This is a genomic window from Halovivax sp. (assembly GCA_007119345.1).
Lineage (GTDB): Archaea > Halobacteriota > Halobacteria > Halobacteriales > Natrialbaceae > Halovivax.
Genome location: SKPV01000130.1, coordinates 1 through 22,253 on the forward strand (window position 1 = coordinate 1; position 22,253 = coordinate 22,253).

Annotated in this window: 23 protein-coding genes; 9 read left to right on the plus strand and 14 right to left on the minus strand. The window is 68.6% G+C overall.

The window, feature by feature from the left end:
- Nucleotides 1-677: hypothetical protein (locus QZT59_RS08890; protein WP_290814422.1), on the minus strand; the 677-nt coding region annotated here is incomplete at its 3' end.
- A 358-nt stretch (nucleotides 678-1,035) separates the two neighbouring features.
- On the opposite strand from QZT59_RS08890, the gene QZT59_RS08895 reads away from it, so the two are divergent.
- The 4 genes from QZT59_RS08895 (at nucleotide 1,036) to QZT59_RS08910 (ending at nucleotide 4,081) form a co-directional block, all read left to right on the plus strand.
- A complete protein-coding gene (locus QZT59_RS08895) occupies nucleotides 1,036-1,317 on the plus strand; it encodes a DUF5789 family protein (protein WP_290814425.1) in 282 nt (93 codons plus the stop codon).
- A gap of 6 nt (nucleotides 1,318-1,323) precedes the next feature.
- The gene (locus QZT59_RS08900) at nucleotides 1,324-2,019 is read left to right on the plus strand and encodes a type II CAAX prenyl endopeptidase Rce1 family protein (protein WP_290814428.1); all 696 of its coding nucleotides are present in this window, start codon (nucleotides 1,324-1,326) and stop codon (nucleotides 2,017-2,019) included.
- Nucleotides 2,020-2,397: 378 nt separating this feature from the next.
- The gene (locus tag QZT59_RS08905; RefSeq protein WP_290814431.1) at nucleotides 2,398-2,862 is read left to right on the plus strand and encodes a DUF302 domain-containing protein; all 465 of its coding nucleotides are present in this window, start codon (nucleotides 2,398-2,400) and stop codon (nucleotides 2,860-2,862) included.
- A gap of 145 nt (nucleotides 2,863-3,007) precedes the next feature.
- Nucleotides 3,008-4,081, plus strand: a complete 1,074-nt coding sequence (locus tag QZT59_RS08910; RefSeq protein ID WP_290814434.1) for an AI-2E family transporter — start codon at nucleotides 3,008-3,010, stop codon at nucleotides 4,079-4,081.
- A 26-nt stretch (nucleotides 4,082-4,107) separates the two neighbouring features.
- On the opposite strand, the gene QZT59_RS08915 is transcribed toward QZT59_RS08910, so the two are convergent.
- Complete coding sequence (locus tag QZT59_RS08915) at nucleotides 4,108-4,422, minus strand: hypothetical protein (protein WP_290814437.1); 315 nt, start codon at nucleotides 4,420-4,422, stop codon at nucleotides 4,108-4,110.
- Between the two features lie 92 nt (nucleotides 4,423-4,514).
- The gene (gene nreA, locus QZT59_RS08920; RefSeq protein WP_290814440.1) at nucleotides 4,515-5,819 is read right to left on the minus strand and encodes a DNA repair protein NreA; all 1,305 of its coding nucleotides are present in this window, start codon (nucleotides 5,817-5,819) and stop codon (nucleotides 4,515-4,517) included.
- A 226-nt stretch (nucleotides 5,820-6,045) separates the two neighbouring features.
- Between nreA and QZT59_RS08925 the strand changes: the two genes are divergently transcribed.
- Complete coding sequence (locus QZT59_RS08925; protein WP_290814443.1) at nucleotides 6,046-6,774, plus strand: DUF4399 domain-containing protein; 729 nt, start codon at nucleotides 6,046-6,048, stop codon at nucleotides 6,772-6,774.
- Between the two features lie 312 nt (nucleotides 6,775-7,086).
- Here the strand turns inward: QZT59_RS08925 and QZT59_RS08930 are convergent, their stop codons facing one another.
- On the minus strand, nucleotides 7,087-8,049 hold the full coding sequence (locus QZT59_RS08930) for a transcription initiation factor IIB family protein (protein ID WP_290814446.1): 963 nt from the start codon (nucleotides 8,047-8,049) through the stop codon (nucleotides 7,087-7,089).
- Nucleotides 8,050-8,208: 159 nt separating this feature from the next.
- Here QZT59_RS08930 and rnhA point away from each other — a divergent pair, with 159 nt between their 5' ends.
- The gene (gene rnhA / locus QZT59_RS08935; protein WP_290814449.1) at nucleotides 8,209-8,802 is read left to right on the plus strand and encodes a ribonuclease HI; all 594 of its coding nucleotides are present in this window, start codon (nucleotides 8,209-8,211) and stop codon (nucleotides 8,800-8,802) included.
- Nucleotide 8,803: 1 nt separating this feature from the next.
- Here the strand turns inward: rnhA and QZT59_RS08940 are convergent, their stop codons facing one another.
- Entirely contained in the window at nucleotides 8,804-9,085 is a 282-nt protein-coding gene (locus tag QZT59_RS08940; RefSeq protein ID WP_290814452.1) for a hypothetical protein, read from the minus strand.
- Between the two features lie 169 nt (nucleotides 9,086-9,254).
- On the opposite strand from QZT59_RS08940, the gene QZT59_RS08945 reads away from it, so the two are divergent.
- On the plus strand, nucleotides 9,255-9,914 hold the full coding sequence (locus QZT59_RS08945) for a rnhA operon protein (RefSeq protein WP_290814455.1): 660 nt from the start codon (nucleotides 9,255-9,257) through the stop codon (nucleotides 9,912-9,914).
- 239 nt (nucleotides 9,915-10,153) lie between these two features.
- Here QZT59_RS08945 and QZT59_RS08950 read toward each other — a convergent pair whose 3' ends face one another.
- Nucleotides 10,154-10,513 carry a PadR family transcriptional regulator gene (locus QZT59_RS08950; protein ID WP_290814457.1) on the minus strand — a complete coding sequence of 120 codons (360 nt, stop codon included), beginning with the start codon at nucleotides 10,511-10,513 and terminating at the stop codon, nucleotides 10,154-10,156.
- A gap of 197 nt (nucleotides 10,514-10,710) precedes the next feature.
- Between QZT59_RS08950 and QZT59_RS08955 the strand changes: the two genes are divergently transcribed.
- Nucleotides 10,711-11,244, plus strand: coding sequence for an inorganic diphosphatase (locus QZT59_RS08955; RefSeq protein WP_290814460.1), 534 nt, complete (start codon nucleotides 10,711-10,713; stop codon nucleotides 11,242-11,244).
- A 121-nt stretch (nucleotides 11,245-11,365) separates the two neighbouring features.
- Here QZT59_RS08955 and QZT59_RS08960 read toward each other — a convergent pair whose 3' ends face one another.
- The 8 genes from QZT59_RS08960 to QZT59_RS08995 all read right to left on the minus strand — a co-directional run bounded on the left by QZT59_RS08960 (nucleotide 11,366) and on the right by QZT59_RS08995 (nucleotide 20,948).
- Nucleotides 11,366-14,557, minus strand: coding sequence for a PAS domain S-box protein (locus QZT59_RS08960; protein WP_290814463.1), 3,192 nt, complete (start codon nucleotides 14,555-14,557; stop codon nucleotides 11,366-11,368).
- A 175-nt stretch (nucleotides 14,558-14,732) separates the two neighbouring features.
- Nucleotides 14,733-15,419 (minus strand): phosphoribosylformylglycinamidine synthase I, encoded by a 687-nt coding sequence (purQ, locus tag QZT59_RS08965; protein WP_290814466.1) that lies wholly within the window; start codon nucleotides 15,417-15,419, stop codon nucleotides 14,733-14,735.
- Complete coding sequence (purS, locus tag QZT59_RS08970) at nucleotides 15,416-15,667, minus strand: phosphoribosylformylglycinamidine synthase subunit PurS (protein ID WP_290814469.1); 252 nt, start codon at nucleotides 15,665-15,667, stop codon at nucleotides 15,416-15,418. Before purS ends, purQ begins: the two co-directional genes overlap by 4 nt.
- Before the next feature lie 186 nt (nucleotides 15,668-15,853).
- Nucleotides 15,854-16,687, minus strand: a complete 834-nt coding sequence (locus QZT59_RS08975; protein ID WP_290814472.1) for an ABC transporter ATP-binding protein — start codon at nucleotides 16,685-16,687, stop codon at nucleotides 15,854-15,856.
- Nucleotides 16,687-17,493 carry an ABC transporter ATP-binding protein gene (locus tag QZT59_RS08980; protein ID WP_290814474.1) on the minus strand — a complete coding sequence of 269 codons (807 nt, stop codon included), beginning with the start codon at nucleotides 17,491-17,493 and terminating at the stop codon, nucleotides 16,687-16,689. The genes QZT59_RS08975 and QZT59_RS08980 overlap by 1 nt, the downstream gene beginning before the upstream one ends.
- Nucleotides 17,490-18,689 (minus strand): branched-chain amino acid ABC transporter permease, encoded by a 1,200-nt coding sequence (locus QZT59_RS08985; protein ID WP_290814477.1) that lies wholly within the window; start codon nucleotides 18,687-18,689, stop codon nucleotides 17,490-17,492. The genes QZT59_RS08980 and QZT59_RS08985 overlap by 4 nt, the downstream gene beginning before the upstream one ends.
- The gene (locus QZT59_RS08990) at nucleotides 18,686-19,597 is read right to left on the minus strand and encodes a branched-chain amino acid ABC transporter permease (protein WP_290814480.1); all 912 of its coding nucleotides are present in this window, start codon (nucleotides 19,595-19,597) and stop codon (nucleotides 18,686-18,688) included. Before QZT59_RS08990 ends, QZT59_RS08985 begins: the two co-directional genes overlap by 4 nt.
- Nucleotides 19,598-19,739: 142 nt before the next feature.
- The gene (locus QZT59_RS08995) at nucleotides 19,740-20,948 is read right to left on the minus strand and encodes an ABC transporter substrate-binding protein (protein ID WP_290814483.1); all 1,209 of its coding nucleotides are present in this window, start codon (nucleotides 20,946-20,948) and stop codon (nucleotides 19,740-19,742) included.
- A 251-nt stretch (nucleotides 20,949-21,199) separates the two neighbouring features.
- Between QZT59_RS08995 and QZT59_RS09000 the strand changes: the two genes are divergently transcribed.
- Nucleotides 21,200-22,138 (plus strand): formyltetrahydrofolate deformylase, encoded by a 939-nt coding sequence (locus QZT59_RS09000; protein WP_290814486.1) that lies wholly within the window; start codon nucleotides 21,200-21,202, stop codon nucleotides 22,136-22,138.
- Nucleotides 22,139-22,253 lie beyond the last annotated feature (115 nt).

Sequence of the window (22,253 nt, forward strand, 5' to 3'; positions counted from 1 at the left end):
CCGCCCCGCCCGCGGCCGGAGGCGGACGTCGACGGCGCGGCGCCAGCCGAGGAGGGCGAGGCGGCCGGCGACGGGACCGACGCGGCTGGCCCGTTCGTCTGCGTCTCCACCTCGCCGTCCGGCGTGCTCCCGAGGAAGCCGACGCCGCCCAGCCCGCCGGAGCGCTCGACCTCGACGATCTTCGTCTCGCCCTTCCGGGTGACGTTCATCTCGAGCGCCCCGCCGGGATCGTTGCGCGTCTTGAAGTTCACGACGGCCGTGAACAGGCACCAGATCGCGCTGAACAGCCCGATCAGGTAGACCGCCGAGACGAACGACGTGAGGTCCTGGCCGTAGCCGTCCCAGTGGGCCGGGTAAGCGTACGCGAAGAGCGCGACGCCGAGCAGGCAGATGCTCGCGCTGATCGCGGCGGCGGCCTTGATACGCCGTCCGGTAGGGAGGACGACGAAGACGCCGACGAGCACCGCGGGGACCGCCAGACCCCCGAGAACGCCCGCGAGTTCGCGGGCCGCCAGCGTGTCGCTCGCGACGAACGAGAAGAGATCCGTCGTCGCGACCAGCACCGCCAGCACGGCCATCGCGGCGCCCGCGAGGACCAGCGCCGTCCCGGCGTACAGCCGCCGGAGGCTCGTCACCTCTCGCTCGTTCCGTTCGTACGCCTCCGAAAGGCTGGTCATGTCCCGCCATTCGTATTCCCTCCCCAAAACAGTACGTCAGACGTCCGGCAGACGCGAGGATCGAGCGCAGCGATATCATCGGGACGGCGAGCGGGGAACGGGTGCGAGGCCGAGCGCCAGCGAGGCCTCGGGAACGCGAACGGCGAAGCCGTGAGCGAGTGACCCGCGAGCGGCGCGACTCGAGCGAAGCGAGAGTCGCGTCGGGGAATGCAGGGAGCGAAGCGACCCGCGATCGGCGCGGCTCCATCTCGAAGGGGCGCCGTTAGCCATTCCGCGGTTCTCGCTCCCTTCGGTCGCTCCGAACCGCGCCTCGCGCGAAACGAAACCTTGAATCGACGCGCCTGCGAACCGTCCGCGCATGAGCGACGACGAGGAGAGCGAGCCGGCGGTCGAACTCGGCGAGCACACGCCGGTCGAGGGCGCTCCGCTGGCCCGCGTGAGCTCGCGCCTGCACTGGCCGATCCAGGCGAGCGAGGTCGAGCGACTCGAGGGCGACAGCGTCGTCAGAACGCCGGGCGGCCCCGTAGCGCTCGAAGACCTCCTGAGCCAGGTCGAGGAGACCTACTTCCAGCGACGCCAGGAGTTCGAGCGCCACGTGCGCGACGTGATGGGGCCCGGCCCCGTGCGGACGGCGGAGTAAGCGGTTGTGGCGGTCGACGTCCGATCGGGCGCTCGCTGGCTCGACGACCGGCTTCCGGAGCTCAGCTGGGTCCAGAAGTCGCTGCTGCTCGGCGCCGTCCTCACCGTCCTCTGGATGACGTTCGTCCCCGCCGAGCTCGAGCGTCGCGTGCTGGTCGACGGCCTCCTGCTGATCGTCGCGCCGCTGGCGCTCGGGCTCACCCACGGCCGGCGCATCGGCTGGCGGGTGAACCGGCTGGCGGTCCGCAACGCCGTCCTCCTCGCGCTGTTCGTCCTGCCGTTCTACCTGGTGGGCTCGACGCTCCCGACGATTCGCGAGTTCTACCCGATGTGGCGGACCGCGCCGACGATCAACGAGTTCCTCCCCCACGCCGTCCAGCTGTTCGTCCTCGCGCTCGCCGCCGAGACCTACTACCGCGGACTGCTCTGCGTCGGCGTCAAGGACATCGGGTTCAAGGCCGTCTTCATCAGTCCGCTGCTGTACATGCTCCACCACTACGGGAAGCCGCCGATCGAGTTCCTGCTCTCCGGGCCCACGGACGTCCTCTTCGGCGCCGTCGACTTCAAGTCGAACTCGATCCTGCCGTCGGTGGTCGCCCACGGCGCCGGACTCGTCTTGCTCGACTGGCTCGTCCTCCACGACCCGCTGTTCGATCCGGAGCCCGTGCTCGCGGTGCTGGAGTGGCTGCCGGTCCCGCTGTGACCGGCGCCGACGATTCGAACGGAGCCGAGTCCTGCGAGCGCGATAATTCGTCATTACACCGGTCCGCGATTACCATACGAGGCGGGGATTCGCTCGCCCTCGACCCCGCTCGCGTCCGGCGATCGAACGGGGCGCGTAACGAAGTGGGATCGAGCCGTGGCTTCGGACGCGGTGATCGTTTCGGCGATCGCCGTCGGTGGACGGCAACCGTACCGACGCGTCGGGCCACCCCCCGACGCCCCGGTGTCCCGGCGTCCGAGGTTCTGTCGGCCGAATCGAACCCGCACGTCCCGCAGCCGGCGCGACGTCGGCCCTCGGACGTCGGCCCCGCTGGCCGAGTGTGAGCGTTTTTTGACCTCCGGCGACGTGGTCTCGGACATGAACGTCCCGTACGATCCCGCGGAGATCGACCCCGACGAGTACGGCGAAAAGCAGGCGATCCTCGCGATGGGCCACGAGGAGGCCGTCGAACACGTCCGCGAGGTCTGCGAGGAGGTCGGCTTCGGCATCCCCGTCGAGTTCTCGCCGTCGGAACTGCTGAACGAGAAGGTCGACGCCGACCGCGACCCCTACTACGTGCTGGGCGCGTGCAACCCGTCGATCGCGGATCAGGCGCTCGACGAGACGATGCGCATCGGCGGCCTCTTCCCGTGCAACATGATCGTCTGGGAGGAAGAGCCCGGCCGCCAGCGCGTCTACCACGTCTCGATCATGAAGATCGCCCACCGGCTGGGAATAGCCCCGGACAGCGAGACGTGGGCGGAGATCATCGACACGACGGGCGAACTGACCGAGGAGACGTTCGCGAAGCTGAACTCGGTCGAGGAGGACGTCCAGCACTGACGCCGATCGAACGGTCGCGTTTTCGCCGTCGGCAGCGCCCGACGGACGTCCGTCGTGCACCCGACCCGTTCTCGAATCGTTGCGACCGGGCCCGTCGGAACGTATCGATGTGAAAGCTTATACGAAGTTGCCGACACGTCCACCCATGGACGTCCGGACCGGCTTTTTCGCCCTGATCGTCGTCGCCCTCGGCGCGGTGGGCTTTCTCATCGTCGCGCCGTTTCTCCAGTTCGTGCTGGCGGCCGCGTTGCTCGCGTTCCTGCTCTACCCCCTCCACGAGCGGCTGGCGCCCCGGTTCGGCCCCCGCGTCTCCGCCGGCGCGCTCACCGCGTTCGCGTTCGTCGCCGCGATCGTTCCCATCGTCGTCTTCTCGCTGGTCATCCTCTCGACGGCGATCGAGTATCTCGAGCGCGTGGAGGGCGCGGACGTCGAGGCGGTGATCGACTCCGTCCGGGGAGTGCTGGTCCACGATCTCGGCGTGGATCCGACCGCCGTCGACGAACTCGAGGCGGTCGTCGCCGACGAACTCGAGGCGGTGTTCGCCACCGCGGCGGAGACCGTCCTCGGCGAGATCGTGGGACTGGTGAACACCATGATCCACACCAGCTTCGGACTCATGCTCCTCGTGTTCTTGCTGTACTACTTCCTACTCGACGGCGACCGGTTCGTCGAGTGGGCCCGGCAGATCACGCCGCTCACCGGCGACGTTCAGGACGAGCTGTTCGAGGAGATCCGGGTGGTCACCTGGGCGGTGCTGGGGAGCCACATGCTGGTCGCCGTCGTCGAGGGGGTCCTCGGCGGGATCGGCCTCTACGTCGTCGGCATCTCGAACGTGGCGTTCTGGACGGTCGTGATGATCGTCGTCTCCATCCTGCCGGTGATCGGCGTCTGGCTGGTCTGGGCGCCGGCCGTCGGTTACCTGCTGGCGACCGGCGACGTCCTCGGGGCCGCCTTCCTGCTCGCCTACGGCGTGGCCGTCCTCTCGGTCGTCGACAACTACCTCCGGGCGATCGCCGTCGACCGCGGCTCGGGGCTGCACCCGGCGGTCGTTCTCGTCGGCGTCCTCGGCGGCATCTACCTGCTGGGCGTCCTCGGGCTCTTCCTCGGCCCGATCCTGCTCGCGGTGTTCAAGGCGAGTCTCACGGTGTTCAGCCGCAACTGGAACGACATCGAGCCACCCGAGCCCGCCGAACCGGCGAGCGCGCCGCGAGCCGAGTGAGCGGCCGCCGACAGCCATCCGGTCCGTCAGGATTCGGATTCGTCCCGGTCGACCGACTCCCGGCCGTCCCCGACCGTTGGATCCGACGGCTCCGTAGGAACGTCCCCCTCACCCGTCGCCGCGGACGAGTTCCGCTCGTCCCGCTCCGCCGGTACGTCCCGATCGCCCGGCTCCGCCAGCTCGCCCGCCTCGGCCATCGACTCGAGCTCCCGCTCTGCGCCCTCCCGGACGTACGCCGCGGCGCCCCCCAGAATCAGCAGGACGAGCAGCGGGACGCCGATCAGGAGGACGAGGAGCAACAGGATCTCGAGGATCCGCGTGCTCAGCAGCGCGAGCGCCATGGGCCGCGTTCGAGCGGATCGGTCAAATCCTTCACGGTGCGTCCGCGGTCCCGGCGGCGTCGTGCCGTCGGGGCGCGATCGGCGGCCGAAACTCACCCGTCCCGTCCGGCGAACGCCGAGAGGTTCGCCTGCAGGCCGGCCGCCAGTTCCGACTTTCGGCGCAGGCGCTGGAGCGAGACCGGCAGGTGCTCGGCGACTCCGGCGACCGCGTCGTGGAACGTCTCGGCCTCCCCGCACTCCCCGTCGAAGGCGTTGCGGACGCTCTCGCGAACTTGCCAGACGCCGACGGGCGCCCAGTAGTCGTCGGAGACCTCCCGCAGCACCAGGCACTTTGCCTGCCGACCGATCGACTCGAGGTGCTCCAGGACCCCGAGGCGGGCGGCGTAGTACGCTCCCGCGGTCTCCTCGACGTAGCCCGTGCGTCCCTCGAATCCCTCGCTCGCGCTGGCGAGCCAGACGTCGTCGCGTGGGTCGGGGTTCCAGATGCTCCCCGGCGCCTTCATCTCGACGAGCTCGAACTCCCAGGTGCCCGGCGCGAGGATCACCCAGTAGCGGTTGCCGACGTACTCGTTCATCCAGACCTGCACCTCGTCGACGCTCGGGGCGTTGCGGATCCGCCCGCGGAGGTACTTCCCGACCGCGTCGTCGACGGCCGTGATCGACCACCGCGTCGGGACGAGCCGGCGGTTCTCCGCTCGCCCGAGCGCGCCCGCCGAGAGGATCGAGTTGATCTCGTAGACGTCGAACCCGCGCCGGTAGAGGTAGGTCATCGCGCCCTGGGCCTGCCAGTCGTCGTCCTCGAGGGTCTTCTCGACCGCCCGCGGGACGTGCGGGTTCTCGGTCAGGTCGGCGTTCCGGGCCCGGGCGCGCGGACCGCGCGGCGTCGCGACGTCCGTCCCGGCGTCGAGTCCCAGGTCCGGCGCGTCGTCGAGGCCGATCTCGAGGTCGACCGGCCGGTCGGCGATGGCCACCTCGCGCTGGACGCCGACGAAACCCTCCCAGACGTCGTGGACCGACGGCGCCAGCCGCGAGGCGACGCTCGGCGCGTCGACGTTCGCGCGCTTGTTCGCGTTCAACAGGCCCGTCCGACGCTGGAGCACGTCGTCGATGCCGTACCCCTGGCGGTACCACGCGCCGTCGGTGACGTAGTCCGCGGCGCTGTCCTCGTCGCCGACCGGCGAGAGGAGCCCCACGGGAACGTCAGGGTAGGCCGATCGCCCGACGAAGATCGAGGGCGCGGTCGAGCCGACCAGGGCGTCGCCGGAGAGCGCGTCGTCGAACCGGCGCTCGAAGTCCTCGAGGTAGTCCGTCACCGCGTAGGACTTCTCCCTCGCGAGGCGGCGGCGCTCGGCCTCCTCGTCGGGCTCTAAGTCCTCGATGTACTCGTCGAGGCGCATTCGAACGCCGGTACGGACCGCGCGGAGTTGAATGTTGAGTTCGGAGAGTTGCCGACGCCCCTCCCGCGGAGCGTACCGATCCGACCGCCGCCATCCCGCCATCGATCCGACCGCCGCCATCCCGCCATCGATCCGACCGCCGCCATCCCGCCATCGATCCGACCGCCGTCGTACCCGCGTGTGCCCGCTCGCTCCTTTTCCGCCCCTGTTTCCTACCACGCTCGTCATGAGAGACACGACGCGCAGACGACTCATCGCCGTCGGGGGCGCGGTCGGGCTGAGCGCCCTCGCCGGCTGTCTGGACGCCGGACCGGCCGGAGACGACGGGACCGAGGCGGACGACGAGACCGAGGCGGACGACGCCGATCAGGAAGTCGACCACGAGCAATCGGAGGGGAACGTCGAGATCGTCGACCCCGAAGACGGCGACACGGTCGAGAGCCCGTTTACCGTCGAGATGGACGTCGAAGACTTCGAACTCGTCCCCACCGACGAAGGACCGAGCGAGGCAGGGGTGGAGGAAGAAGGCGAGAACGGCGCCGACGCGGACGACGACAACGACGACGAAGAAGCCGGCGAACTCGCCGACGATACGGGTCACCTCCACGTCATCGTCGACCGCGACCCCTTCGAGCCCGGCGAGGAGATTCCCGAGGCGTCGGGGATCATCCACCTCGGCGACGGCGATACGGAGGCGGAGGTCGACCTCTCCGAGGGCGAGTACGATCTCGTCGCGCAGGCCAGCGACAGCGCCCACATCGCGTTCGACGCGGTCGACGAGATCTCGATCACCGTCGAGAACGGGAGCGAGAACGGCGAGCACGACCCCGACGACGACGGCGGGCTCCCCGACGAGGACGACGACCCAGACGGGGATGACGACCCAGACGACGCCGACGGCGGTGACGAGGCTGACGGCGGTGACGACGCCGACGACGCGGCGGACGACGAGTGAGGCCCGCGGGAGACGTCCGAGCCGCACCCGACGAGAGGCGTCGTGATCGACCCGGCGGCGCCCTCGCGATCAGACGTCGTAGCGAGGGGACGCTGTGAACTGACGAAGGCAGGGAGCCGGGAAGTCCGCGAGACGAAAGACGGTGAGGTGGGGTGCGGCGGAGACCGGCGGCGGCGAGACGGACGATCGAGCGCGACGCGATCCCCGGATTCGGCTGTCGCGATACGCGAGCGACGCGGTGGCTCGGGTCGATCGCGTCGGAATTACCCCGGGGCGCGCCGCAGCCGCGTTCGAGTCGGTGAGTGCCGGCGACTAACCGTGGATGCCCATCGCCTCGATCTGCTCCTGGTAGCGGTTCCGGATCGTCACCTCGGTCACCTGCGCGACGTCGGCGACCTCCCGCTGGGTCTTCTTCTCGTTACAGAGCAGCGAGGCGGCGTAGATCGCGGCGGCGGCGTAGCCGGTGGGGGACTTGCCCGAGAGCAAGCCCTCCTCGGCGGTCTTCTCGATGATCTCGTTGGCCTTCGTCTGGACCTCCTCGGAGAGTTCGAGTTCGGAACAGAATCTGGGGACGTACTTCTTCGGGTCGACGGGTTTCATCTCGAGGCCGAGCTCCTGGGAGATGTACCGGTAGGTGCGGCCGATCTCCTTGCGCTCGACCCGCGAGACCTCGGAGATCTCCTCTAAGCTCCGCGGAATGCCCTCCTTCCGGCAGGCGGCGTACAGCGCGGAGGTGGCGACGCCCTCGATCGAGCGCCCCCGGATGAGGTCCTCCTTGAGCGCGCGGCGGTAGATCACCGACGCGACCTCCCGTACCGACCGCGGGACGCCCAGCGCCGACGCCATGCGGTCGATCTCGCTGAGCGCGAACTGCAGGTTCCGCTCGCCCGCGTCCTTGGTCCGGATCCGCTCCTGCCACTTTCGCAGCCGGTGCATCTGACTGCGCTTTTTCGACGAGATAGAGCGACCGTAGGCGTCCTTGTCCTTCCAGTCGATGGTGGTGGTCAGCCCCTTGTCGTGCATCGTCTGGGTCGTCGGCGCGCCGACGCGGGACTTTTGCTGTCGTTCCTGGTGGTTGAACGCCCGCCACTCCGGCCCCGGATCGATCTTTTCCTCCTCGACGACGAGCCCGCAGTCTTCACAGATGAGCTCACCCCGATCCGAATCCTTTACAAGGTTTTCGGATTCGCACTCCGGACAAGCCCGAATTCCTTCTTGTGCCTCGTCTTCGGCCGTCTCGCGCATGCGCTCCCGCTGGCGGGTGGACCGTGTCATCGCACTTTTATAGTAGCATCATCTGCATATATAAATCCTTGGGAAAAATTTTCATCAGGACCGGCCACCTCGGGGACGGCGGGTAAATTTCACCCGGAACGTGATGAATTTCGGGACGGAACCGGAACGGTTTTGGCCCGAATCGGCTCCTGTCCATCCATGCCGGTCATCGAGTGTGACGTCGAGCGGGCCCGCGAGCGACTCGAGCAGGCGGGCGTAGCCGTCGAACCCGGAAACACCGATCACGAACGCTGGCGCGCCGATCGCGGCGACGCCACCGCGGTCGCCTACGACGACAAGGTGGTGATCCAGGGCGCCAGCCCCCGGAAGCTGGAGGCGCTGCTACGCGACGGCGGCGGGCGCGCGCACCTCTACTGGGACGGCGCCGCGCGCGGCAACCCGGGCCCGGCCGCGGTCGGCTGGGTCCTCGTCACCGGCGACGGCATCGTCGCGGAAGGCGGCGAACGGATCGGCCGCGCGACGAACAACCAGGCCGAGTACGAGGCGCTGATCGCCGCCCTCGAAGCGGCTCGCGACTACGGCTTCGACGAGCTCCACTGTCGAGGCGACGCGGAGCTGATCGTCAAGCAGGTCCGCGGCGAGTACGACACGAACGACCCCGCGCTCCGCGAGAAGCGCGTGACCGTCCGCGAACACCTCTCGACGTTCGACGAGTGGACGATCGAGCACGTTCCCCGCGAGGTCAACGAGCGCGCCGACGAGCTGGCCAACGAGGCCCTCGACGCGGCGTAAATCAGGCGCCGTCCTCGCCGAGCAGACGGAAGAGCACGTAGATCGCCCCGATCGCGAGCGCGACGGCGACGAGGCCGCGAGCGATCGACGGGCCGTCGGCCCCCGACTCCTCGGCGGTCCCCGCCTCCGCGTCCGCGTCGGCCGATTCGACCACCGGCGCGTCCGTCGTCCGCTCGACGGCCTCGAGAATCGGCTCGCGAAGGGGCGTCTCCATGGCGACGGTGGCGACTTCCCGCGCGGCGAACTGTACGACGTCGCGCTCCAGATCGTCTCGAGCGATCATACCCGCCCTTCCACGTCGTCGTAATTATGACTTCGGCAGTTCCGGGAGACTGCGAACCCGTGCCGGAGTTCCCCCGACGATCGGCCCGGGCCGCCCCCCGACGCCGGACGGGAATCGCCCCGCCGACCGACAGGGGCAAAACCCGCCCGGTCGTACCCACGCCGACGTCATGCGCGACACGAGAGACGTGAACCGCACCCGAGCCGGCGCGGGACGCGAACCGGAAACGAGCGGGCGCGCGACCGACGGCGCCGGCGGCGAGACGCTCCCCGACGACGTCGTCGACGACGCCGAACGATTGACGCGGCTCGCACGCGAGGCGATCGACGAGAACGAGCGCGACGCCTACCGCGAGCGACGGGCGGACCTGCTGGCCGAGCACGGCTACGCCGCTCGCGTGCGCGAAGCGGACGACACGCTGGTCTGTCACCCCGCCGAGTGGCTCGCGGACGGGACGGTCCGGACCGACCGCATCGAGGACCTCTCGCGGGCGGTCGAGGTGTCGCTCTCGGGGCCCGGCGATCCCGACGACTGGGACGCGCTCGACGCTCGCAACCGGGAACTCGTGGCGACGGTCCGCGAAGAATACGGCGAGATTCACGGCGCCAACGCCGACGCGCTCGCCGACTTCATGGGCAACCACTACGCGAAGCCCATCGCCGACGCGACGGGCGCCGAGCTCGAGGAGTTCCTCGGCGAGTACTTCGTCAGGAACGCGTGGCCGTCGGCGCGCCAGCGCGCGACGGTCGGTCGATCGGTGGCGCTGTGCTTCGAGGCGGCCGACGAGCCGGTCCCCTCGTTCTCGGTCCCCGAACGCCTGCAGGAGTGAGCCGCGGCCGGGGCGAACCGGCGAACGGTGCGAGTCTGCCGCCGGAGCGAGCGGCAAGGAACCGAACGTGCCGCCGGAGTGAGGCGATTGCGAACGCGGACCGGCGCCACGAGCCGCCAACGGGACCGTCCGTCTTCCGACCGCATCGAGGGACCCCCGGCACTTCCGACCGTATCGAGGAAGCGCCGGCACGGCCGCTACCGGTCGCGGCGTCGAAAAATGACCGGACGCCGATCGCTTCAGTAGCTCTCGTCGACGAGCGTTTCGATCTGTTCGGCGCGGTCGTCGTCGGTGACGACCTTCGACAGCGTCCAGGCGATCTGATCGAGGACGGCCTCGTAGCCCTCGTCGGTGAGCTCGTACTGGTTGGTTCGCTTGTCGAGTTCGCTCTTCTCGACCAGCCCCAGGTCGACGAGTTCGTCGAGGTTGGGGTAGAGGCGACCGTGGTTGACCTCGGTCCCGTAGTACTCCTCGAGCTCGCGCTTGATCGCGAGGCCGTACATCGGCTCGGTGGCCAGGATCGTGAGGATATTATTCTGGAACGCGGTCAGGTCGCGGGCGGTGCGTGTGTCGCCGGTGATTGATTGTGCCTCTGACATAGGTGAGGTGATGACACCGATCTATTTAAGATTTGCTTACTCGTTGTCCGTTTCGATCGTCGACGCCGCGGCCGCGACGGTCGCGAATCCGTCAGCCGGGGCTGCGGCCGCGGCCGGACGGTCCCGCGTGTGCCGTCTCTCCACAGTGGTATTCGATTACGAAAGTACTTTTTGATCGACCGCGGATTGTCCACCGCATGACGAATCTCTGGGAGGACCTCGAGACCGGACCGAACCCGCCGGAAACGATCTACGCCGTCGTGGAGTGCCTCAAAGGCGAGCGCAACAAGTACGAGTACGACAAGGACGTCCCCGGCGTCGTCCTCGACCGCGTGCTCCACTCGAACGTGCACTACCCGTCCGACTACGGGTTCATCCCGCAATCGTACTACGACGACGAGGACCCGTTCGACGTGCTCGTCCTCGTCGAGGACGCGACGTTCCCGGGCTGCGTGATCGAGGCCCGCCCCGTCGCGCTGATGAAGATGAACGACGACGGCGAACAGGACGACAAGGTCGTCGCCGTCCCGAGCGAGGATCCGCGCTACGATCACGTCGAGGACCTCGAGGACATCCCGCAGCAACAGCTCGACGAGATCGACGAGTTCTTCGCGACCTACAAGAACCTCGAGGAAGGCAAGGAAGTCGAGACCCAGGGCTGGGAAGACCGGCAGGCGGCCCTCGACGCCATCGAACACGCACAGGAATTCTACGCGAAGCACTTCGGATAAGTACGATCTCGAAAACGTCGCCGACGCGACGAACTGTACGGCCCGTCCAGTGGGGTGAGTCACCATCCGTCGCGGCCCCGACCACCGATCGTCCGGGCCGCCGTCCCCGACCGCCGCGGTGTCAGTCGTCGATCGTCACCCCGGCTCCGACCGCGTCAGACTTGGCGTCGGTCGCGGCCGGCAGCTGGAGTTCGACGACCGTCCCGCGCGGCTCGTTTTCCGCGAACGCGAGTTCGCCGCCGGACTGGGTCACCACCCAGTCGACCAGCCACAGGCCGAGCCCGCTCGCGTGGCGCAGCTGGGTGATCTCGCGTTCTTCCTCCAGGAGCGCCCGCTCTTCGTCGGGGATTCCCGGCCCGTCGTCGGCGACCCGGAGCACGACGTCCTCGTCTTCGGCCGACGGGTCCAGGCTGATCTCGATCTCGGGATCGCTTCGATCGGTGTGTTCGGCGGCGTTCTCGACGACGTGGAAGATCGCCTCCTCGAGGAGGTCGTCGGCCCTGACGAACGCGCGGTCCGGAATCGACCGGGACACCGACGCGTTCGGGTACTCGTCGACGAGCCGTTCGATCGCCACTTCGACCGCCTCGACGACGTCGACCGGGCCGGTCGCGGCCTCGCCGCGGTCGAGCGTCCGCTCGACCGCTCGGGTCTTCTCGGCCAGCCCGATGAGCTCGCGGGTGCGCTCGCGGATCGCCTCGGCGTAGATCTCCGCATCGTCCGTGTCGGCGGCCGCGGCGAGCATCTCCGCGCTCCCTTCGATGATGTTCATCCCGTTGCGGAGGTCGTGGCGGAGCACCCGGTTCAACACCTCGACGCGCTTCTGGCGCTGTTTTTGCTCGGTGATGTCGGTGTAGACGCCGAAGGCGTGTTCGCCCTCGTCCTCCACCTCGAACGGCACCACGCGAAGCATGAAATCCCTGAGGCCGTCCGCCGTCCGTCGCTTGACCTCCGTCTCGACGACCGCCCCCGACTCGCTCCGCTCGTTGATGCGTTCGGCCTCCTCGCGCCGGTCGGGCGGCACGATGAAGTCGTCGAGCGGCTCGCCCCTGATCTCCGCTTCCTCGACGCCGAAGATCCGCTCGAAGGCCGAGTTTACGCGCTCGACGATCAGTTCCTCGCCGACGTGCGGGCCGGTGACCACGGCGTCGGGAACGTGTTCGAAGAGGACGGCGAACCGATCGCGCTCGGCGAGCAGCTGCTCTTCGAACCGCAGCCGGTCGAGCACGTCGGTCACGTGCGAGATTAACAGCTCCGCGAGCTCCTCGTCACGGTCGTCGAACGCGGCGGGTTCGGTCGAGATGGTCTGAAAGACGCCGTACTCGCCCATCGGGACGCTCAACGCCGATTCGAAGCTCGCGTCCTGGGGGTTCGCATCCGGCGAGTTCGCGACGTCGTCGATCCGGAAGGTACGTCGCTCGCGGTAGGTCTTGCCGCTGAGGCCGACGTCGACGTGACGTCGGGTACGGAATCGGTCCTGATCGACGTGCGAGGAGACCGCCTCAATCTCCAGGTACGAGTCGTCGGCGGTGCTGACCACGCAGACGTCGAAGTTCAGGACGCCCTCGGCGGCCTCGACGGTCAGGTCGTAGATCTCGCCCTCGGTTTCGCACTCCTCGAGCTGCGAGACGACCTCGTGGAGGTTCGCGATCTTGTGCTGGCGGTCGAGCAGTTCCCGCTCCATCGCTTTGCGCTCGCTCACGTCGCGAACGATGCCGACCGTCCCCGCGAGCTCGCCGTCGGTTCGAAGCGGGGCGGTGCTCACCTCGCAGGGGAGTCGCCCCCCGTCGGCGGTCACGACCTCGACTTCCCTCGTGAAGACGTCGTCGCGCTCCGAGGAGAGCATCCCCTCGACCTCGTCGGCCATCAGGTCGGCGCTCTCGGGCGAGAGGATCGTCGACCCGTGGATGCCGACGAGATCCTCGCGGGCGTAGCCGGTCATCGATGCGAGGGTGTCGTTGACGGTGGTAAACCGACCGCCGGCGTCCAGCGCGTAGACGCCGTCGCCGACCGCCTCGACGATCGTCTTCGCGCGCTCGAGCTCGCGGTCGCGCTCGGCGCGCTCGATCGCGACCTCGGCCGTCGAGGCGAGCACCTGCACGAGGTGGAACTCGGCGTCGCTCAGCGTCGTTTCCGCGGCCGACGCGACCGTCAGCAGCCCGCGGTCGCCCACCGGCTGGACGATCGCGTTCCCGAGTGGCAGGTCGAGGTCGTACGGCACCATCTCGGCCGACGCGTCCTCGATCACCGTCGGCTCCCCGCGCTCGAACGTCTCCCAGAGCAGCCCGTCGCCCGGCCCGACGGCCGTCGCGTCGGCGCGTTCGTCGAGGTCCTCGGTCGCCGTCGCGAGCTCGAGCGTCCCCGACTCGGGATCGTAGTATCGGATCCCGGCCCGGGGCCGGTCGATGACCGACTCGGCGGCCTCGATCACGACGTCGGCGATCTCCGACTTCGAACGAGCGCGCATCAGTCGGTGGGTCGTCTCCTGGAGCGTCTCCAGCGCCTCCGCCCGCCTGATCTCGTCGGTCACGTCCTGAGCGAACGAGAGGACGCCGACGATCTCGCCGTCCTCGTCGATCAGCGGCGTGTTGAACCACTCGCAGGTGATCACCGAGCCGTCCTTCCGAAGGTTCCGATTTACGCCCCGGCGGCGCTTGCGGGTGTCGAACAGATCCTCCCAGTACCCGTGTACCTGGTCGCGGTCTTCGGGCGGAACCAGCAGCTCCGGACCCAGCTCGCCGATCGCCTCTCGCGGCCCGTACCCGAACAGCTCCGTCGCCGCCGGGTTCCAGCTGACCGCCTCGAAATCGAGGTCCCACTCGACGATCGCCAGCGGCGACTGTTCGACGACGAGAGCGGCCCACGCGGGCGACCGTCGGCGTCGTTCGAGGCCCGACGCGCCCGGATCGGTGAAATCGAGTTCCGACGCGTCCGAGTCCCCGGAATCGGGCGCGTCGCGTCCGCCCAGGAGCGCGGTCAGTCGCGTCTCGAGCGTCCCGACGCCGGCCGACGCCGGCACGTACCCGTCGGCTCCCGCCGCGACGACCTCGCCCGCGAGCGCCTCGCTGCCGTCCTCGGCGTAGACGAGGATCGGCACCGCACCGTCGCGTTCCCGGATGGTCCGACAGCGATCGGGAGCGCCCTCGTCCGGGAACGCGTCCGCGACGATCACGCCGTCGGAGCGCTCGAGGCGCGCGAGACACGCGTCTACGGTTCGAACGTGTTCGACCTCGAGAGCGATCCCATCGACGGTTAGAGCCGGCGGCTCCGCGTCCGAAGGGCCGACGTAGACGACCAGCCTGGTCTCGCTCATGATCGAGTCACCCGTTCGGTTCGACTCTGACTGGAAGACGAACCGTCCCCTCTTTAATCTTTTAGCGGTCGGCCCGATCGCCGACCGGATGCCGTCTCGTCCGGACCGCCGCGGACGGTGAACTCGGGAGAGCGGTGACGGATTCCGCCGGTCCCGGAGACCCACGCCGACCGGATCACTCCGTCGCGCCGTCGAACGCCCGCAGGACGCCCTGCCCGTCGGTCTGTCCGACGTCCGGAAGCGTCGCCCGCTCCGGGTGAGGCATCATCACGGCGACGTGATCGTCGGCGCCGAGGACGCCCGCGACGGCGTGTTTCGACCCGTTCGGGTTGGCGTCGGCGGTCACCCGACCGTCCGCCTCGCAGTAGCGAAAGAGCACGCGACCGGCCTCCCGAAGCTCGGCGAGGCGTTCGTCGGCCACCTCGTAGCGACCCTCGCCGTGGGCGATCGGAATCCGGAGCACCTCGCCCTCCTCGTACGCCGCGGTCCAGGGCGTGTCCGCGCGCTCGACGCGGAGGTGGACGTGCTCGCACTGGAACCGGGCGCTCTCGTTGGTCGTGAAGGCGCCCTCCGTGAGGCCGGATTCGCAGCCGACCTGCGCGCCGTTGCAGATGCCCAGCACGGGGATGCCCTCGTTCGCGGCCTCGCGCACCTCCGCCAGGACGGGCGAGCGAGCGGCCATCGCGCCGGCGCGGAGGTAATCGCCGTAGGAGAAGCCGCCGGGGAGGATCACGCCCGACGTGTCGGCCGGCAACCCGTCCTCGTGCCAGACGATCTCGGCGTCGATCCCGAGGTGAGCCAGCGCGCGCTCGGCGTCCCGGTCGCAGTTCGAGCCGCCGAACCTGACGATCGAGACCGTCATCGCTCCTCGACGTCGACCTCGTAGTCGTGGATGGTCGGGTTGGCGAGCAGGCGCTCGGCCATCTCGTCGGCGCGATCGGCCGCGGCCGCCGCGTCCTCGGCCTCCAGGTCGATCTCGAAGCGGTCGGCCGATCGCAGCGACTCGAGTTCGAAGCCGAGACGCTCCAGTGCACGCTTGGTCGTCTCGGCCTCCGGGTCCAGAACCCCGCGCTTGAGGCGGACGGTCACCGTCGCGGTATAGGCGGACATTACCTGAAGGCGGGCGAGCGGGCTCAAAAACGCTTTCGGGTTGGGAGCGAAGTCGAGCGCGAGCGTGGCCTCGGAGTGACGAGCGAGGAACGAAGCGACCCGCGAGCAGCAAGAGGATGGTCAAGTGAACCGCCTCGGTGGTGCGAGCGGCGACCGCAGGGTGCCGCGAGGAGCGATCCGGGCTCGCTACCCGCCGAGGTAGAGCTCCGACACCTGGGGATTGTCGAGCAGCTCGTCGGCCGGGCCCTCGAACCGGACCGTCCCCTGATCGAGAACGTAGCCCCGATCCGAGATGGCGAGCCCGTCGCGAGCGTTCTGCTCGACCATCAGGACCGAGGTCCCCATGTCGTTGACGGTGCGAACGTTCTCGAACACTTCGTCGACGATCGAGGGGGCGAGACCGGCCGACGGTTCATCGACGAACAGCACGTCGGGTTCCATCACGAGCGCCCTGGCCAGCGCGAGCACCTGTCGCTGGCCACCGGAGAGCGTCTTCGCCTTCGCGCGTCGCTTTTCGTCGAGGATCGAGAAGCGGTCGTACAGCGTCTCGATCACGGACCCGAGACCGGACTCGCGGGCGACCCCGCCCATCCGAAGGTTCTCCTCGACGGTCAGCGAGCCGAACACGTTGTCGGTCTGGGGAACGAACCCCAGGCCCATCCGGACGAGGTCGGCCGGTTCGGTCCCGCCGATCGGTTCGCCGTCGAAGTAGACCTCTCCGGACCACGGTGCGTTCAGCCCGAAGGCCGTTCGGAGGACGGTGGACTTGCCCGCGCCGTTCGGACCGATCAGACAGACGATCTCCTCCCCCCCGAGGTGCACGGAGAGGTCGTACAGCACCTGCAGCTCGCCGTAGCCGCTGTCGACGTCCTCCAGCGCGAGGACGGCGTCGCGGGGGACGTCCTCGGTCGGCGCGAGTCGATCGTCGGCGGTCGCGGTTCGCGCGGGCGTCGACGACGCTCCCTGCGAGCCGCCGTCGGCGCGGTACGGCTCGGAGTGCCGGCGCCGGTGTCGGTCCATCACGCGCCACCTCCGAGGTACGCGTCGACGACTCGATCGTCGGACCGAACCGTTTCGGGCGATCCTTCGAGCAGCACTTTCCCCTGGTCGAGGACGACGATCGGGTCGGCGAGATTCATGATGAAGCTCATGTCGTGTTCGATGATGAGGAAGGTCTGGCCCTCCTCGTTGAGCTCGCGGACGAACCGTGCGAGTTTGTTCGCGAGCGTCGGGTTGACCCCCGCGACCGGTTCGTCGAGCAGGAGGATCTCCGGGTCCGCCATCAGCGCGCGGGCCATCTCGACGAGCTTCGACTGCCCGCCCGACAGTTCGGTGGCCGGCGCTCGCGCGAGGTGATCGATCTCGAACCGTTCGAGCATCGCCTCCGCCCGTTCGACGTTCGCCCGCTCCTGTTCGGTCACGGCCCCCGGCGAGGTGAACAGCGGAAGGATCGACTCGCCCAGCTGTCGCTGCGGGCCGACGAGCATGGCCTCGCGGACGGTCATGCCCTCGAGCCGTCGCGGCGTCTGGAACGTGCGGACGAGTCCCTCCCGGGCGATCTCGTACGGGTTCATGTCGGTGACGTCGGTCGCGTCGACGACGACCCGACCGGCGTCCTCCTCGTAGTGCCCCGAGATGAGGTTGAACAGCGTGGACTTGCCGGCCCCGTTCGGACCGATCAGTCCCGTGATCGAGCCGCGTTCGACCTGGATGGAGACGTCGTCGGTCGCGACGAGTCCGCCGAACGACTTGCGGAGGTCTACCGTCTCGAGGACCGGGTCCCGCTTCGTGAGGACCGCGCCGTCGTACCGATACTCCGTGCTCACGCCTGCTCACCTCCGCTTCCGGCGGCTGGCCCGGCCGACGGTTCGACGTCGGCCTCGCGGTGGACGCGTCCGTCGCCTCGCTCGCCCTCGTTCGAATCCCCCTCTCGGGAATCGGGCCAGATGAGTTCGTCCCGCGGCGGCAGCATCCCCTCGGGACGGAACCGGATCACGAGGACGATGAGGACGCCGACGAGAAACAACCGGAGCGACGCGGAGTTGAGATAGGGGAAGACGCCGACGGTGGCGAGCGCCCCGCTGAGCAGGTCGAACGCCGCCGTGTCCGAGGCGAATCGGGTGCCCTGCCGGATGGCGACGATGATGACTCCCCCGAGCAGCGCGCCCCGCTCGCTTCCGGTCCCGCCGAGGATGAGCGCGACCCAAACGTAGAACGTCTCGATGGGGAGCAACATTCCCGGCGTGAGAAACTGGTTGTGGAAGACGTAGAGGACGCCCGCCAGCGACATGACGACGCTGCCGATGACGAACGCTTGCATCTTGAGCCGGTAAGTATTCTTCCCGAGCGCCTGCGCGAGGTCCTCGTCGGCGCGGATCGTCCGCTGCGCCCGCCCCCACGGCGAGCGGTGGATTCGGCGCGCGAACAGGATGACGGCGGTGAGGAACGCGAGCGCGAGGAACAGCACGACCCACCGACGGCCGACCGGGAGCCACTCCAGCGGGACCGGCATGATGCTGATGCCCTGGCTCCCGGCCGTCCACTGGCGCTCGTGCAGGATGATCAGCCGGACGACTTCGGCGAGTCCGAGCGTCGCGATGGCCAGGTAGTCCGCGCGAAGCCGGAGGGTCGGGATGCCGATCGCCACCGCGACGATCGCGGCCACGACGATCGCGAGCGGGATCGCGACCGCCGGGTGCCACCCAAGTTCGAGCGGCGACTGCGGGGACGAGACCAGCATCGCGGCGTAGGCGCCGAGCCCGAAGAAGGCGACGACGCTGAAGTTGATGAGCCCGGCGTACCCCCACTGGATGTTCAGGCCGACCGAGAGCAGTCCGTACATCGCGATCAGGATCAACAGCCCGGCGACGTACATGACGCTGACGACCCCGGTGGCCATCCCGACGAGGAGTGACGCGACCGTCGCGAGTACCAGCGCGTAAACGACCCGATCCGCACGCTCGGCGGCGTCCCAGCGCGAGCGGATCGTCGCGACGGGATCGACCGATCCGTCGCCGCTCATTCGACGTCACCTCCGAGGATGCCCGAAGGGCGCACGAGCAGGATCACGACCAGCAGCACGAACGCGACGGCCGCGTTGTACTCGGTGCCGATGTAGGGGATCGCCGGCGTCAGTTCGTGGGCCATGCCGATCGCGAACCCGCCGAGCATCGCCCCGTAGACCGACCCGATCCCGCCGAGGATCACCGCCGCGAAGATCAACAGCAGGAGCTCGAACCCCATCCGCGGCGTGACGAGCGTGTCGAGGCCGAGGAAGACGCCGCCCGCGGCCGCCAGGGCGCCCCCGATGATCCACATCGCAAGGACGACCTCCCGCGTCCGGATGCCGGCCACGCGAGCGAGTTCCGCGTTGTCGGCCATCGCGCGCATCTTCCGGCCCAGCGTCGTGTACTGCAACAGCGCGTGAAGCGAGACGACGAGCAGGATCGTCGTCAGGACGATGACGAGGTCGCGGACGGTGACCGCGACGCCGAACGCCTCGTCGATCCACTCGATGCGACCGCCCCGGCTCATCGGGTAGGTTCGCTGCCCCGAGCCGAACTGCATCATCAGCAGCGCCCGGTAGGCGAGCGCGACGCCGATGCTCGTGATGAGCAGGCCGATCGGGTCGGCGTCGAGCGGGCGATACACGAGGTACTCCGTCGCCACGACGACGACGACGGCCACGAGCATCCCGACGGCGAGCGCGCCGAAGAACCACAGCGGGAATCCGGCGACGGCGGCCCCCGGTGCGTGCGACTGGATCGCCGGCGCCGCGACGATTGCGCCGAACGCGCCCACGGCCATGGTGTCGCCGTGGGCGAAGTTGGCGAAGTTGCCGATGCTGTACACCAGCGAGAGCCCGATCGACGCCAGGATGATGATGCACGAGTAGACGACGCCGTTGACGAACAGTTGTGCGAGCGACACTACGATTCCCCCTCCGTAGTCCGGTTCCTGCCGGGACGTCCGGCCCGCGGGCCGTCGACCCGAACGAACGTTTCGAGATTCATGTACGATAACCTGGTCTTCGGTGTGCGTGCTTCCCGCGAAAGTTCCGCCCGAACGGGGCTCAACTCGTGATGTAGTCGCCCCAGACGTACTCGTGATCCTCGACCCGGTAGATCCGGTAGTTCCCCGGCGGATCGCCGTTCTCGTCCAGGTCGATCGGTCCGGAGACGCCCTGGTAGTTGATGTCGTCCGGGCCGCCGTCCTCGAGGAGCTCCTTCGCCTCCTCGAAGGTCGATACGTCCTCGCCCTCCGGTCGCGTTACGTCGCGGACGACCTCGCCGATCGCCTCGCCCGAGAACTCGTCGGCGGCCTCGATCGCGATGGCCGACACCAGGAACGCGTCGTACGCGTACGCCGCCCAGACGGTCGGCGACTCGCCGTACTCGTCCTCGAATCGACTCTCGAAGTTCTGGTAGTTGGTCTGGTCCTCGCTGGCCGCCTCGGTGATCCCCGTGAGCCCGTTCTGGCTCCCAGGTTCGGTGTTCGTGAGGATCTCGTCGGCGATCGTCGACTCGGCGCCGTAGTAGTCCACGTCCTCGTAGTAGCCTTGGTCGTACGCCTCGTTGACCATCACCGTCACCTCGTCGGCGTACGTGATGAACAGCCAGGCGCTCACCCCTGATCCCGCCATGTCAGAGAGTTCGCCCCGGTACGACGAGCCCTCGGGTTCGTGCGGTTCGTTGTACGCGACCTCCCCCGCGAACGAGTCGTCGAAGACCGTCGCCAGCGAGTCCCCGTAGTCGTTGTTAATCCAGCTCACCGCGACCGAGTCGTGGCCCTCGTCGGAGATCAGGTCCGCGAGCGCGGCGCCCTTCGCGGCGCCCGACGGGCTGATCCGGAGCAGGTTCGGCCGCTCCGTCAACACCGCACCCGTGCTGTTCTGGGAGATGTGAACGACGTCGGTCCCGTCGACGACCGAGTCGTGGATAGACATCGACGCGCCGGATCCGACGGAACCGATCACCAGCGGAACTCCGTCCTGGTTGACGAGTTTGTCCGCCGCGGCGACCGCTTCCCCTTCGGTCGATTCGTCGTCCTCCCGTATGATCGAGAGCTCCTCGCCGCGGAGGCCCGCGGCGTTGATGTCCTCGAGGGCGAGTTCCATTCCGCGCTCGTTTCGCTCCCCGTAGGGAGCCAGCGACCCCGAGATGGAGTCGACCATCCCGATCTCGTATCCGTCGTCGTCGCCGAGACATCCCGCCACCGAAACGATCCCCGCGGCACCCACCGTCGCACAGAACGCCCTCCTTGAGATGTTTTGCCTTACCATAGTGAGTGAGTATATCGAGACGACTTAATGATTTGGATGACGAACGTGACCGGAACGAGAGACGTGTCACCGGCGGACGAGAGCGTGCCCGCCGCGCCGGAAGCGGCCGGTCGAACGTCGGCCCGCCGAGCCGGCGTCTTCGACCGTCGATCACCAATCTTACGCCGATGGGAGGGCTTTTATTCGACCTCGTCCTCGAAGCCGTTGATGACGGTTGCTCCCCCGCTCGAGTACCGGCGACGGTGGTCCCGATGACGAGCGACGTGACCGAAATCACGGTCATCGGAGACGACGACACCGGACTGGTCGCGCGCGTGACCAGCCTGCTCTTCGAACGCGGGATCAACATCGAGGACCTCGATCAGGCGGTCCGGGACGGCGTCTTCCGGATGTACCTCGCCGTCGACACCGCCGAGATGGTCTGTACGGAGGCGAAGCTCCGCGCCGACCTGCACGGTCTCGGCGACGAGCTCGGCCTCGACGTCCAGGTCCGCTTTCCGGCCGACCGCGAGACCCAGCAGATCGCCGTGCTGGTCACGGCCGAGAGTCACTGCCTGGAGGCGCTGTTCGAGGCGTGGGCCAACGACGACCTCGGCGCCGACATCGGCGTCGTCATCGGCAACCACGGCTCGCTCGAACCGCTGGCCGACCACTACGGGATCCCCTTCCACGACGTCGGCACTGAGACCGGCGAGGTCGACGAGGCCGAGCTGCTCGACCTGCTCGCGAGCTACGACGCCGACCTCATCGTACTCGCCCGGTTCATGCGGATACTGAGTCCCAACGTCGTCTTCCGGTACGAGGACCGCATCATCAACGTCCACCCCTCGCTGCTTCCGGCGTTTCCCGGCGCCGAGGCCTACCGCCAGGCGCTGGAATCGGGCGTCCGCGTCGCCGGCGTCACGGCCCACTACGTCACGACGGATCTCGACCAGGGGCCGATCATCACCCAGCGCGCGTTCGACGTCCCCGACGACGCCGAGCTCGGCGAGCTGAAAGAGCGCGGCCAGCCCCTCGAGGCCGACGCGCTGCTCGAGGCCGTCCGGCTCCACCTCAACGGCGACGTCTCCGTCCACCGCGGGCGCACCACGGTTCGCGAGAACGCCGACCGCTACCAGCTCGGACTGCCCGAGGAAGCGCGCGCCGCGAATCCGGATCGACCGGTCGACGGGATAGTGAGCGAGGATTGACCGATGGGCGGTTCGCGGTGACCGATGGGCGGTTCGCGGTGACCGATGGGCGGTTCGCGGTGACCGATGGGCGGTTCGCGGTGACCGATGGGCGGTTCGCGATGAGCGAACCGCG